14 protein-coding genes are annotated in these 13,185 nt (G+C 69.3%); 2 read left to right on the top strand and 12 right to left on the bottom strand.

What is annotated here, in order from left to right:
* Positions 1–64 precede the first annotated feature (64 nt).
* The 3 genes from guaA to FV220_RS00895 form a co-directional block, all read right to left on the bottom strand.
* A complete protein-coding gene (guaA, locus tag FV220_RS00905; protein ID WP_056140468.1) occupies positions 65–1,621 on the bottom strand; it encodes a glutamine-hydrolyzing GMP synthase in 1,557 nt (518 codons plus the stop codon).
* Positions 1,622–1,718: 97 nt separating this feature from the next.
* Positions 1,719–2,678 carry an alpha/beta hydrolase gene (locus FV220_RS00900; protein WP_147829077.1) on the bottom strand — a complete coding sequence of 320 codons (960 nt, stop codon included), beginning with the start codon at positions 2,676–2,678 and terminating at the stop codon, positions 1,719–1,721.
* Complete coding sequence (locus FV220_RS00895) at positions 2,678–3,979, bottom strand: RsmB/NOP family class I SAM-dependent RNA methyltransferase (RefSeq protein WP_147829075.1); 1,302 nt, start codon at positions 3,977–3,979, stop codon at positions 2,678–2,680. The genes FV220_RS00900 and FV220_RS00895 overlap by 1 nt, the downstream gene beginning before the upstream one ends.
* Positions 3,980–4,177: 198 nt before the next feature.
* On the opposite strand from FV220_RS00895, the gene FV220_RS25320 reads away from it, so the two are divergent.
* Positions 4,178–4,348 carry a hypothetical protein gene (locus tag FV220_RS25320; RefSeq protein WP_018045073.1) on the top strand — a complete coding sequence of 57 codons (171 nt, stop codon included), beginning with the start codon at positions 4,178–4,180 and terminating at the stop codon, positions 4,346–4,348.
* A gap of 25 nt (positions 4,349–4,373) precedes the next feature.
* Here the strand turns inward: FV220_RS25320 and panE are convergent, their stop codons facing one another.
* The 5 genes from panE to FV220_RS00870 all read right to left on the bottom strand — a co-directional run bounded on the left by panE (position 4,374) and on the right by FV220_RS00870 (position 8,776).
* Complete coding sequence (gene panE, locus FV220_RS00890) at positions 4,374–5,312, bottom strand: 2-dehydropantoate 2-reductase (protein ID WP_147829073.1); 939 nt, start codon at positions 5,310–5,312, stop codon at positions 4,374–4,376.
* A 69-nt stretch (positions 5,313–5,381) separates the two neighbouring features.
* A complete protein-coding gene (locus tag FV220_RS00885) occupies positions 5,382–5,813 on the bottom strand; it encodes an MAPEG family protein (protein ID WP_147829071.1) in 432 nt (143 codons plus the stop codon).
* 22 nt (positions 5,814–5,835) lie between these two features.
* On the bottom strand, positions 5,836–6,258 hold the full coding sequence (locus tag FV220_RS00880) for an MAPEG family protein (RefSeq protein ID WP_147829069.1): 423 nt from the start codon (positions 6,256–6,258) through the stop codon (positions 5,836–5,838).
* A 10-nt stretch (positions 6,259–6,268) separates the two neighbouring features.
* The gene (gene guaB, locus FV220_RS00875; RefSeq protein WP_018045077.1) at positions 6,269–7,762 is read right to left on the bottom strand and encodes an IMP dehydrogenase; all 1,494 of its coding nucleotides are present in this window, start codon (positions 7,760–7,762) and stop codon (positions 6,269–6,271) included.
* A gap of 129 nt (positions 7,763–7,891) precedes the next feature.
* Complete coding sequence (locus tag FV220_RS00870; protein WP_018045078.1) at positions 7,892–8,776, bottom strand: DUF3313 domain-containing protein; 885 nt, start codon at positions 8,774–8,776, stop codon at positions 7,892–7,894.
* Between the two features lie 298 nt (positions 8,777–9,074).
* On the opposite strand from FV220_RS00870, the gene FV220_RS00865 reads away from it, so the two are divergent.
* Positions 9,075–10,475, top strand: a complete 1,401-nt coding sequence (locus tag FV220_RS00865) for a DHA2 family efflux MFS transporter permease subunit (RefSeq protein ID WP_147829161.1) — start codon at positions 9,075–9,077, stop codon at positions 10,473–10,475.
* Here the strand turns inward: FV220_RS00865 and FV220_RS00860 are convergent.
* From FV220_RS00860 to FV220_RS00850, 4 genes are all read right to left on the bottom strand, one after another.
* Positions 10,472–10,990, bottom strand: coding sequence for a DoxX family protein (locus tag FV220_RS00860; protein ID WP_147829067.1), 519 nt, complete (start codon positions 10,988–10,990; stop codon positions 10,472–10,474). The two genes, FV220_RS00865 and FV220_RS00860, sit on opposite strands and share 4 nt — an antisense overlap.
* 84 nt (positions 10,991–11,074) lie before the next feature.
* On the bottom strand, positions 11,075–11,200 hold the full coding sequence (locus FV220_RS26340) for a hypothetical protein (protein WP_274533758.1): 126 nt from the start codon (positions 11,198–11,200) through the stop codon (positions 11,075–11,077).
* A gap of 96 nt (positions 11,201–11,296) precedes the next feature.
* Positions 11,297–12,466 (bottom strand): multidrug effflux MFS transporter, encoded by a 1,170-nt coding sequence (locus tag FV220_RS00855; RefSeq protein WP_244474428.1) that lies wholly within the window; start codon positions 12,464–12,466, stop codon positions 11,297–11,299.
* A 258-nt stretch (positions 12,467–12,724) separates the two neighbouring features.
* Positions 12,725–13,185: hypothetical protein (locus tag FV220_RS00850; RefSeq protein WP_147829065.1), on the bottom strand; the 461-nt coding region annotated here is incomplete at its 5' end.

The raw sequence follows: 13,185 nt of genomic DNA, 5'->3' as shown, positions 1-13,185 counted from the left end.
ATCATCAGCAACCTCGTCAAGCGGCTTGTGGAACGATCCGGCGCAATGTCGGTGGAGACTGACATCACTCCCACTCGATCGTGCCGGGCGGCTTCGAGGTGATGTCGTAGGTCACCCGGTTGATGCCCTTGACCTCGTTGATGATGCGGGTGGCGACGCGGCCGAGGAAGGCCATGTCGAAGGGGTAGAAATCCGCCGTCATGCCGTCGACCGAGGTCACGGCGCGGAGCGCACAGACGTGGTCGTAGGTGCGGCCGTCGCCCATCACGCCCACCGTCTTCACCGGCAGGATCACCGCGAAGGCCTGCCAGATCGTGTCGTAGAGCCCGGCCTTGCGGATCTCGTCGAGATAGATCGCATCGGCTTTGCGCAAAGCCTCCAGCTTCTCGGCGGTGATGGTGCCGGGGCAGCGGATGGCGAGGCCGGGGCCGGGGAAGGGGTGGCGGCCGACGAAGGCCTCGGGCAGGCCGAGCTCCTTGCCGAGCACCCGGACCTCGTCCTTGAACAGCTCGCGCAGGGGCTCCACGAGCTGCATGTTCATGCGCTCGGGCAGGCCGCCGACATTGTGGTGGCTCTTGATCGTCACCGAGGGGCCGCCGGTGAAGGACACGCTCTCGATCACGTCCGGGTAGAGCGTGCCCTGGGCCAGGAAGGCCGCGCCGCCGATCTTCTTCGCCTCCTCGTCGAACACGTCGATGAACAGGCGGCCGATGGTCTTGCGCTTGATCTCCGGGTCGCTGACGCCCTCCAACTCGCCGAGGAACAGCTCCTGCGCCTGAACATGGACCAGGGGGATGTTGTAATGGTCGCGGAACAGCCGCACGACCTCGTCGGCCTCGCCCATGCGCAGCAGGCCGTGATCGACGAAGACGCAGGTCAGCTGGTCGCCGATGGCCTCGTGGATCAGCACCGCCGCCACCGAGGAATCCACGCCGCCCGACAGGCCGCAGATCACCCGCTCCTTGCCCACCTGGGCGCGGATCTTGGCGATGGCCTCCTCGCGATAGGCGCCCATGGTCCAGTCGCCGGTGCAGCCGGCGATGTCGCGCACGAAGTTGCGGATCAGCAGGGCACCGTGCGGGGTGTGCGCCACCTCCGGGTGGAACTGGACGGCGTAATAGTTGCGCGACTCGTCGGCCACCGCCGCGAAGGGCGCGTTCTTCGACAGGGCGACGGTGGTGAAACCGTCGGGGAGCTTGGTCACACGGTCGCCGTGGCTCATCCAGACCGGATAATGCTCGCCCACATGCCAGACGCCCTTGAACAAGGGACAGTCCGAAATGATCTCGATCTCGGCGCGGCCAAATTCGGCGTGGTGCCCGCCCTCGACCTCGCCGCCGAGCTGGGCCGCCATGGTCTGCTGGCCGTAGCAGATGCCGAAGACCGGCACGCCCGAATCGAACACCACCTGGGGCGTGCGGGGCGAGGCGTCGCTCGTCACCGATTCGGGGCCGCCGGACAGGATCACGCCCTTGGGCTTCGACTCGGCGAAGGCCTCCGCCGCCTTGGTGAAGGGGACGATCTCGCAATAGACCCCCTCCTCGCGCACCCGCCGCGCGATGAGCTGGGTCACCTGGGAGCCGAAATCGACGATGAGGATCTTGTCGTGGTCGGTATTCATGGATCGGAGTTAGACGAGGCCCTGCCGCCGTGCAACGCGCAGGTTCCGCAGGGCGCGCGCCGCCCACATGCATCGGGCGCGCCCATCGCCCGTTGGCTCACGCACGGAGGAAGCCGCGTCGGCGCATCCAGGTGAGGAACAGGCCGGACCAGGCCGCCGCCGGGGAGCCGGGCACACCGAGGCCGAAACCGTGGCCGCCGCGCTCGAACAGGTGCAATTCGGCGGGCACCAGGGCGCCGCGCAGGGCGGCATACATGAGCAGGCTGTTGTCCACCACGGCGATGGGGTCGTCGGCGGCCTGGGCGAGGAAGGTCGGCGGCGCCTTCTCGCGCACATGCGTCTCCACCGAATAGGCCGAGGCCTTCACCGGATCGGGCGGGTCGCCTGCGAGGATGCGCCTCGTGGAGGTCCGGTCGAAGGGCGGAAGCAGGGTGATGACGGGGTAGATCAGCCCCGCGAGCTCGGGCCTGGCCGAGAGCGCATCGCTGGCGTCGAGCCCGGCATAGGTCTCCGCCGAGGCGCGCATGGCCGCCTCCCCCATCAGGTGGCCGCCGGCGGAAAAGCCGAGCACGCCGACCCGTTCGGGGTCGATGCCGTAGGTCACGGCCCCCGCGCGGACGAGGCGGAGTGCCCGCTGCACGTCCTGGAGCGGCGCGTCGGCACCGGCCGCCCAGCCCTCGCCGGGGAGGCGGTAGATCAGCACGAAGGCGGTGATGCCCACGGTGGCGAGCCAGCGCGCCACCGGTATGCCCTCGTTGCCGATGTCGATGCGGCGATAGCCCCCGCCCGCCGCGACGAGCAGGGCCGCCCCGTTGGGTTTGGGCGCGCGCATGACGAGGAGGCAGGGCCGCGCAACGTTGCTGATCACCCCGTCGCGGCTCTCGTCGAACCGCCCATCCGCCGCGATGGGACCGCCGCCGCCGGGGGGCAAGCCGGGCCACAGGTCGATCACGTCGAGATTCGTGCCCGGAGCCGGAACCGTCTCCGCGCGGGCCTGCGCACCGCCGGACAGCATCGCCGCGGCTGCGGCGACCAATGTCCGGCGGTCGAGGCGCATCAGCCGCGTCGTTCCAGGGTGGCGACGTAGAAGCCGTCCGTGCCGGTGAGGGCCGGGCTCATCTGCAGGCCGTGCTCGGTGAACCGCACCACCCCGGCGAGGCCCGGCGCATGGTCGGCGGCGACCGTCTCGGCCGGCAGGACCGTCAGCCCGCCATTCGCCCGTGCGAGGATGCCGTCGATGGCCCCGTCGTTCTCCTCCCGCAGCAGGGAACAGGTGATGTAGGTGATCCGCCCTCCCGGCCGCACCAGGCGGGCGGCCCGGTCGAGCACCTCGGCCTGGTCCGTGACGCGGGCGCTGAGGGAGCCGGGGCGCAGGCGCCATTTGGCGTCGGGATTGCGCCGCCACGTCCCCGTGCCGGTGCAGGGCGCGTCGACCACCACCCGGTCCACGGTGCCGTCGAGGTCGCCGAGCACGTCGGCCCGCGCGCGTCCGCCGCGCGGGGTGCGGATCTCGGCCTCGGCACCGGAGCGGCGCAGCCGGTCGTGGATCGGCGCGAGCCGGCGCGGATCGTCGTCGGTGGCGATGAGGCGTCCCTCGTTCCGCATCATGGCCGCGAGGGCGAGGGTCTTGCCACCGCCGCCCGCGCAGAGATCGACCACGGTCTCGCCCGCGCGCGCACCGGTCAGAGCGCCGGCGATCTGCGAGCCCTCGTCCTGGATCTCGTACCAGCCGTCGAGGAATTCCGGCTCCACATGCAAGGCGGGACCGCGACCGTCCTCGCCGATGGGAATGCGCAGGCCGTTCGGCGCATGCGGCGTCACCGCCGGCGCCAGATGCGCGAGCCCGGCCAGGGCCGTCTCGCGGTCGCGCTTGAGGGTGTTGATGCGGATGTCGAGGGGCGCGCGGCGGGCGAGCGCGCGCAGTTCCTCGAGCAGGGTATCGCCGAACAGGTGGCCGAGGGAGGGCAGGATCCAGTCCGGCACGTCGCCGGCCACATGGGGCGGTGCCTCGGCGAGCGAGCCCTCGGCGATGGCCGTGCGCTCGGCATCGGTCAGGGGATCGGGCGCGAAGCGCTCGCCCGAGAACAGCTCGGCGATGGTGGGCGCCGCGAGTCCGTGCTGCAGCCGCAGCATGCCGATCAGGATGGCGCGCGGGGTCTCGTCCCCCATCACCCAGGCGGAAGAGGCCCGGCGGCGCAGGGCGTCGTAGACGAGGCTCGCGATGGCGGCGCGGTCGCCGGAGCCGGCGAAGCGGTGGGCGAGGCCCCAATCCTTGAGGGCGTCCGCGGCCGGTCGGCGCCGACCGGCGATGTCGGCGAGCACTTCGATGGCGGCGGAAAGGCGAGCGGGAGGGGTCAGGATGAAATCCTCAGGGTTAGGGAAGCGTGACCGGTCACGGCCACCGCCGCGATACGGTCACGCTTTGAGCGGGTGTCCGACACAATACAGCCGAGCTTCCGGCGCGATCGGCCGTCAGACAGGCAGGGCGCCAGACTCGTCTCGTGCCCTTGCTGCGCCCGAGCCCGCTGCGTCAACGTCCGGAGCCTCGCAATCGTCATGTACCCCATCGTCCAACTCACTCTCGCGGGCCTCGTCCTGCTCAGCGTCGCCGCCTGCTCCACCGCGCCCGCCGTCGACCTGACGCCGCCGCCGCAGCGCCCCTACGATGCCAAGACGCAGCTCGAATACGGCAACCCGCCGCCGCCTCCCCCGGCTCCGCGCTACTGAGCGTCCGCCTTTCCGGGGCCGCCGCTCAGGCGGCCTCGCGGGCGCGGCGGTTCTCGTAGGCCTTGAGATGGGTGTAGGCCCGGTCGAGCATCGGGTGCGCCCCGTCGCGGCTGCGGGCGATGAGATCGCCGATGATGTGATCGGCCTCGATCCGCGCCTTGTTCTCGATGTCGCGCAGCATCGAGGCGGTGAAGGCCGAGCCTTCCGCGGTGAGACTCGTGCGCGTGTTCTGCATCACCTTCTCCCGCGGGGCGTAGCCGGCATCTTCGGCGATCCGGCGGCACTCCTCCATCAGCGCCTCGATGAGGGCGAGGCCGCCCGGCGCGGCGACGATGTCGCCGATGGTGGCCCGCATTAGGCAGGTCGCCCCGGCGAGTGTCGCCAGGAACGTCCACTTCTCCCACATTTCCAGCACCATCGCCTCGCTGAGGCGAGCCTGGAACGCGACGCCCTGCATCAGCGCCTCGATCCGCTCCACCCGCTCCGAGCGCCCCCCTGCCCGCTCGCCAAAGGTGAGGGAATGGAGCGGGCTCATCATGCGGATCTCACCGTCGCCCCGCACCGTCGCCACGATGGCGCAGGACCCGCCGAGGACATTCTCCGGTCCGAAGGCGGCGTCGAGGGCGTCGAGATGGCGCAGGCCGTTGAGGACGGGCAGCACCAGCGTCGCGGGGCCGACGGCCGGGGCCACGTCCGCGATGGCTCCGTCGAGGTCGTAGGCCTTGCAGCTGAGGAGAACGAGATCGAAGCGTCCGCCCTTGCCCGCCGCGAGATCGGCGGCGGTGAGGGTCGGGGGCTCCGCGATATGGATGTCGCCGGCCGGGCTCTTGACCCGAAGCCCCGAGGCGGCGAGCTTCTCGGCTCGCGCAGGCCGCACGAGGAAGGTGACGTCCCGACCGGCCTCCACGAGACGCGCCCCGAAATATCCACCGGTGGCACCGGCGCCGACGACGAGCACGCGCATGGGACGATCCTCAATCTCGATGAGCGTCCCTCTTTATCGGACGAGGGAGGCGGTTTTCCAGGCGTGCGTTCAAATTCCGATCGGCGCGAGAAAGATGCGCACCGCGAAGACGATCCACATCGCCAGCAGCACCAGCGCCCCGAGCGTATAGGCGCGAAAACGGAAGGGGACGTGGTTCGAGGTGACGTAGACGCCCGCATGGACGGCGCGCGACGCCACGAAGATCCAGGCGAGTACGACGAAGAGCAGATCGGCCTTCTTCGTGTAGAGTGCCAGCGGCACCAGGGCGAAGAACAGCACCGGCAGCTCGAACTGGTTGGAGAACGCGTTGGCGGCCTGTTGCGCGCGGGGCTGCCAGTTGCGCTGCCCCATCGAGACGTCGCCGGCCGTCACCGCACCCGCCTTGATCTCGGCCAGGCGCACCCGTCCCAGCCAGAACATCAGCACGAAGATCAACAGAACTTGCGCGAAGACGGGGGCGAGGATGGCCTGGACGGTCATGGAGGATCCCGATGCGGCGGCGTCAGCGCCCGAGGGCGACGAGGCCGAGATGCGCGACGAGGATCGCGCAGCCGAGGAAGTTGATGACGAAGACCCTGCCCCTGAGCGGCACGTCGTCGGTGAGCGTCTGGACGGCGGTATGGATCACCCGGCCGGCGAAGAAGAGCCAAGCGGCGGCGACATCGACCCAGGTCACCCGGTCGAGGGCCGCGAGCAGGGCGACGCAGGCGAAGACGATGACGGGAAGTTCGAACTGGTTGGAGAGGTTGCGGGTGATGCGCGCGATCGCCGGAGGCTCGTCGCGGCCGAACTCGAAACAGCCGAACCCCACCTCACCGCGACGCACCGCCAGCAGGCGCGCCACGGAGAGCCAGACATAAAGGCCGAAGGTGAGCCCGATCTGCGCCAGCACGGGCCAGAGCACGAGATGGCGCGGATCGGACATCGGACCGGGCTCAGGCGCGGCTGGGGTAGTTCGGGCTCTCGCGGGTGATGGTCACGTCGTGGACGTGGCTCTCGCGCAGGCCCGCATTGGTGATGCGGACGAACTGCGCCTTGTCCTGGAACTCGGGGATGGTCGGCGCGCCGACATAGCCCATGGCGGCACGCAGGCCGCCGGCGAGCTGGTGCAGCACCGCCGCCACCGGCCCCTTGTAGGGCACCTGACCTTCGATTCCCTCGGGGACGAGCTTGTGGGTGTCGCTGACCTCGGCCTGGAAGTAGCGGTCGGCCGAGCCGCGGGCCATGGCCCCCACCGAGCCCATGCCGCGATAGCTCTTGTAGGAGCGGCCCTGGTGCAGGAACACCTCCCCCGGCGCCTCGTCGGTTCCGGCCAGCAGCGAGCCCAGCATCGCCACGGAGGCGCCGGCCGCGATGGCCTTGGCGAGATCGCCAGAGAACTTGATGCCGCCATCGGCGATGACCGGTACGTCGGCCCGGTCGGCGGCCTCCACCGCTTCCATCAGGGCGGTCAGCTGGGGCACGCCGACGCCGGCCACGATGCGGGTGGTGCAGATCGAGCCCGGGCCGATTCCGACCTTGATCGCGTCCGCGCCGGCATCGATGAGCGCCTGGGCCCCGTCGCGGGTGGCGACGTTGCCGGCCACCACCTGAACGGCGTTGGAGAGCTGCTTCACCCGGCGCACGGCATCGAGCACCTTGATGGAGTGGCCGTGGGCGGTGTCGACCACGATCACGTCGCAGCCTGCATCGATGAGACGCTCGGCCCGCTCGAACCCGCTATCGCCCGTGGTGGTGGCGGCGGCGACCCGCAGGCGGCCCTGCTCGTCCTTCACGGCGCCGGGATAGGCCACCTGCTTCTCGATATCCTTGACCGTGATCAAGCCGATGCAGCGGTAATGGTCGTCGACCACGAGGAGCTTCTCGATGCGGAACTGGTGAAGCAGGCGCTTGGCCTCCTCCTGGTTCACGCCCTCGCGCACGGTGATGAGCCGGTCGCGGGTCATCAGCTCGGCGACGGTCTCGGAAGGGTTGGTGGCGAAGCGCACGTCGCGGTTGGTGAGGATGCCGACGAGCTTGCCGCGCGAGCCGTTGGGGCCGCGCTCCACCACCGGGATGCCGGAGATGCGGTTCTGCTTCATGAGCGAGAAGGCGTCGGCCAGGGTCTCGTCGGGATGGATGGTGATCGGGTTGAGCACCATGCCCGACTCGTATTTCTTGACGAGGCGGACCTGCTCGGCCTGCTCGTGCGGCTCGAGATTGCGGTGGATGACGCCCATGCCGCCGTTCTGGGCCATGGCGATGGCCATCGGCGCTTCGGTGACGGTGTCCATGGCCGAGGCCAGGATCGGCATGTTGAGGTGGATCGTGCGGGTCAGTCGCGACGCGACGCTGACCTCGGTGGGCATCACCGAAGATGCGGCGGGACGGAGAAGCACGTCGTCGAAGGTCAGGCCTTCGATGATGGAATCCGCGGTGATACGAGCCATGTGCCAACTCCCGAAACGGTGAGAGGCGCCGGGCTGTAACAGCCGTCGACGCCGAATGCGTTGGCACGGCGCAGTATCATGGGGCCGGACCCTGCGCAAAGGCAGGATCGCGGCATCGCAATGGAAAACTCAGTTGATCGTGTCGCGGGGGCCCTTGTCGGTCCATTCCGGCGGCAGGCCGAGATAGTCGCCGACCATGCCGTCGATGCCGGGCGCGCGGCCGAACTGCTCGCAATCCGGGTCGAGCGGAGCCTCGCCGAGGGTGGTGACGCGGATGCGGTCCCAGCTCGGAATCGCCAGCGGCTCCTTGAACGGGTCGCGCCCGGTGACGAGCAACGTGCCGAAATCCTGGCCGAATTCGCCGGCCAGATCGTAGGCGTCCCCGGCCGCCGAGAAGCGCGCCTGGTTGGTGAAGGCGTTGGCGCCGCCGCCCCAGATCATCGCCGCCCGCTGCTGGTGACGGCTATCGAGGGCCTCGGCCTCGATGGTGATGCTGCCGAGACCGATCGGGATGCGCGGGATCGGCACGCGGCCGACAGCGGTGGCGAAGCCGACGCCGAGCTGGGACGCGATGGTGATTCCCGCCGAGGTGGCGATGGTCGCGCCGGCCGCCGGGACGTTGGTGAGTTCGACACGGGTGACGGCGGACCGGATCGTGAGGTCGGCCTTCTTGGTGGAGACCACGTCGTAGCGCAGCGACAGCTCGTAGCAGAGGGCGCGGTCGGCCGCGTTGGCGATCAGCCGGCGCTCGACGCTGTTGAGACCGGGGCCGGAGATCGATTCCGGAAACGCCGCCGGGATGATGCGGACCGTCCGCGTCGCCGCGAGGGTCGGCTGATCGGCGTAGAGCTTCGCCCCGGTGGCCACTTCGGTGCTTCCATTGAGGCGGTCGTAGCGGGTGAGCGACCCCGTCTCGTTGAGAATGACGGTGCCGCAACCGGCGACCATGAGCAGCAGGCCCAGAGCCCCACCGATGAGGGGCGAGCGTCGACAGGTTTCGAACCGCGAGGGCATTCAATATCTTTCGCGCAAAATGGCGGCGGTGGCTCGCTCGACCGACGTGATACGAGACAGCCGAATTGTTGCTGAGCTTAAGGCCGTATCGACGCCCCCGAAAGGCGGCCATGCCGGCCTGACCACTTGAAGCCCGCACCTGTGGCTCGTGGGTCACGGTCGTCCACCACGTGCGACACCGCACGTGTCATCCACAGAGACCATCATTTGTGTGCATGTTCGTTCGAGAGCCGAGTTGCGCCCCCTCGACGGCGTGACGGAACCGGGCGGCTTCGTCCGCGCTACCTACGCGATCCCCATGCGCCCATCACAGATCGTTCCCCTCGTCGTCGCTACCGCGCTTTTCATGGAGAACACCGATTCCACGGTGATCGCCACCGCGCTGCCGGCCATCGCCCGAAGCCTCGGCGAGGATCCGATCGCCCTGAAACTGGCGCTGACCTCCTATCTCGTGAGTCTCGCGATCTTCATCCCGATCAGCGGCTGGATGGCCGACCGCTACGGTGCGCGCACGATCTTCCGCGCCGCCCTCGTGGTGTTCATGGCGGGGTCGCTGGCCTGTGCCGCGTCCGATTCGCTCGGCGCCTTCGTCGCCGCGCGCGCGTTCCAGGGCATCGGCGGAGCGATGATGGTGCCGGTCGGCCGTCTCGTCATCCTCCGGGCGGTGCCGAAGAGCGAACTCGTCAGCGCCCTCGCCTACCTGACGATCCCGGCCCTGATCGGACCGATCATGGGGCCGCCTCTGGGAGGGTTGATCACGACCTATCTCGATTGGCGCTGGATCTTCTTCATCAACATACCGATCGGGCTGGCCGGAATCGCGCTCTCGACGATCTATTTCGAGAACATCCGCGAGCCGTCCCGGCCGCCCCTCGACGTCCTCGGGTTCCTGCTCTCGGGAGCCGGCCTCGCCACCTTGATGCTCGGCCTCGCCTCCCTGGGGCGCCACCTCCTGCCGGATTACGTCTCGTGGGGGTGTCTCGGCGGCGGCGTGATCCTGCTCGCGCTCTATCTCGCGCATTCGCGCCGGGTCGAGCATCCGGTGATCCGCCTCGATCTGCTGAGGTACCCGACCTTCCGCGCGGCGGTGACCGGCGGCAGCCTGTTCCGCATCGGCACAGGGGCGATCCCGTTCCTGTTGCCGCTGATGCTGCAAATCGGCTTCGGACTCGATCCGCTGCAATCGGGACTGCTCACCTTCGCCGCGGCGGCGGGCGCGCTCCTCATCAAGATCATCGGGCCGCGCATCCTGCGCGCCTACGGTTTCCGCCGGGTGATGCTGTTCAACGCCGTCGTGGCCTCCTGCTTCCTGGCAGTGAACGGCCTGTTCACCGCGCAGACGCCGCATTGGATCATCATCGGCATCCTGCTCGTCGGCGGCTGCGTGCGCTCGCTTCAATTCACCTGCGTCAACGCCATCGCGTATGCCGATCTCGACAAGCGGGAGATGAGTTCGGCGACGAGTCTCGCGAGCGTCGCGCAGCAATTGTCCCTCAGCCTCGGCGTCTCCATCGGAGCCCTGGCCCTGGAGACGGCCGCCGCGCAGCATGGCCGCACGACCATCGAGGCCGGCGATTTCTGGCCCGCCTTCCTCACCGTCGCGCTGATCTCGTCCGTCTCCCTCCTCGCCTTCCTGCGGCTGAAGCCGGATGCGGGCGCGGAGGTGTCGGGTCAGCGCCTGGCGTCGAAGGGCGTTTAGGCCGCCGCACGGCTCGACGGCCGGGCGGGGCTACGCTTCGGTCCCTTGGCGGATTTCGCATTGGCGTTGGCCGATTGCGGCCGGGCGGGAGCGGGCGCCTCCCGGGTCGAGCGGCGCCAGCCCTGCCAGCTCCATGCGCCCGGACCGGCCAGCGCGTAGATGAGGAAGCCGCCGGCCAGGCCGAGATCGGCGAGGAACAGGGTGCGCTCGGTCATCGCCGCCGCGCCGGAATAGGCCCAGAACCCGTGCAGCATCACCGCCATCGCCACCGCGAACCCCGCCAGGGCGAAGCCGGTGATGCGGGGCAGGACACCGAGGATGAGCGCCAGCGGCCCGAAGACCTGAACCACCACGGCCGCCGTGGCGACGGCATTGGGAGACGGCATCCCGGCCCCGGCCAGCGCGAGCGCGAAACCCGAGACGTTGAGCGCACGCGCGATGCCGGTGGGCAGCAGCGCCGCCGCCAGCAACAGGCGCGACGCAAGGAGGATTCCGTCCTGGCTCCGACCGAACACGCGCGAACTCCGTCCCTGACCCCATCGAGGTCGGAAGAATGCGAGTGAGCGACTGAAGACGGCGTTAAAGCTTGGAGCCGGCGCTCACTCGCCCGGGGAGCGACGCTCCGCCTTCGCCAGCGAGCGCTCATGCAGCAGAACTGCGAGCCAGCCGAGGCCGACGGCGAGTAACGGCGTGAAGACGAAGGCGATCGCGTAGGAGGCGCTCATCGAGCGAACTCTTTTGGGATCGCCCGCCGTCAAGAGAAAGATAGGCGAGGCGCGCGTTGAGTTCAACTTATGGTCGCTGTCGAACCGGTGCGGTCCTCAACCCGACACCCCACCTCGGAACAACCGCCCGCGCTCGGTCCAAGCGACCACGAGTAGCGCCGATCCGCCGAGGCCGGCATAGCCGAGGCCGAGGGGCAGCACCGTGCCGTCGAAGGCGTGGCCGATGATGAAGCCGCAGAAGGCGCCGAGGATGGTGGTGTAGAATCCGAGGAAGGACGAGGCCGTGCCGGCGATCTCGCCGAGGGGCTGCAGGGCCAGCGCGTTGAAGTTCGGCATGGCGAAGCTGATCATGAACTGGTTGCCGGCGAGCACCGTGAGGAACAGCCACAGCGGCGGATGCCCGGCATAGGCGAGGCCGATTCCGACCTGGGCCAGCGCCACCGCCACGAACAGGGTGAGGCCTACATGCGAGAGCGGCCGCATCCCGAGGCGCCGCACCAGACGGGCATTGACGAGGGTGGCCGCCCCCATGGCGCCGGCCACCAGGGCGAAGGCGAGCGGGAACAGGGCCCCGAGCCGGTAGAGCCCTGTATCGAAGAGCTGCTGGGCCGAGCCGACATAGCCCATGATGCAGCCGGTCAGCAGCCCGAGGGCGGTGGCGTAGCCGACCGCCACGCGGGTGCGGAAGGTCAGGGAGACCGCCTGCCCGATCGACCGCAGGGAGAGCGGACGCCGAAATTCCGGATGCAGCGTCTCCGGCATGCGCCAGGAGAACCAGAGGGTGAGGATTCCGGCCAGGGCCAGCATGGAGACGAAGACGTAGTGCCAGGAGCCGAGCAGCAGCATCGCCCCGCCGATGGCGGGCGCGATCATCGGCACGATGAGGAACACCATCATGATCAGCGACATGACGCTGGCCATCTCGCGCCCCGAATAGCGGTCGCGCACGATGGCGGTGGAGAGGACGCGCCCGCCCGCCGCCCCGATTCCCTGGATGACGCGGGCGGCCAGCAGCCATTCGAAGGACGGCGCGACCATGGCGAGGCCCGTGCCCGCGCCGTAGACCGCCAGACTCCCGAGCAGCACCCGCCGGCGCCCCAGCGCATCCGAGACCGGCCCGTAGACGATCTGGGCGACGCCGAAACCGATCATGTAGACGTAGACGAGAAGCTGCAGCGCATTCGGGTCGGCGACCGAGAACCGTGCCTGGATCGCGGGGAAGGCCGGCAGCAGATTGTCGATGGAGATGGCGGTCACGGCCATCATCAGGGCGACGATACCGACGAATTCGCCGAAGCCCGGGCCGTTCCAAGCCGGACCGCCCTGCGGAAAAGCCCGTTCCGTTACCGGCCGGCCGCTCGGCGGAACCGGCCTCAAAGGTGCAGTCACTGGTCCTGAGCCTCGCTGCGGTCGCCGGCTCCTGCGCCGGCGACGTCGTGATGGAAAGTCAGCGGCCCGACCTCCGGTTGCACGAGCCCTTCGCGGACCGCCATTCCCGGAGGCCGGGCTCGGCTCGGTGGGGTGCTACTGCCCGCCGCCCGCCATCTGACCGAGCTTGTCGATGTTCTTGGTGACGAGGGCGATGTTGCCGTCGGAGGGCTTGGTGGGCTCGCCGGCGGCGATCGCCTCGTTGATGTCCTTCAGCGCGGCGGCCTTGTCCTTGGGCTTCATCTTCGTATCGGCCTCGATGGCGGCGACCTGCTTCTTCAGCAGCGGCACGACGCCGACATAGGTCTTCGTCTCGGGGTCCACGCCGTCCAGCACCGCCTCGACGCTGTCGGCCGCGTCCTGCAGGTCGTCGACGCTGGCAAAACCGTTCTTCTTCGCGATGGCCACGGCCTGGGCCTGGACCTTCGGATCGGGCTTGTCCGCGTTGCCGGCAGGGAGTTTCGCCAGTTCGGGCTGCGCCGCCACGAGGCCGTCGATCAGCGCCTGGGTCAGGGCGACCTCCTTCTGCTCCTCGGCCTCGGGGGCCGGGGCGGGAG

Origin of the sequence: Methylobacterium sp. WL19 (genome assembly GCF_008040005.1) — a bacterium.
In the GTDB taxonomy this organism is placed as follows: domain Bacteria; phylum Pseudomonadota; class Alphaproteobacteria; order Rhizobiales; family Beijerinckiaceae; genus Methylobacterium; species Methylobacterium bullatum.
Note: the sequence above shows the minus strand (reverse complement) of the source record. Positions and strands in the feature narration are given on the sequence as shown.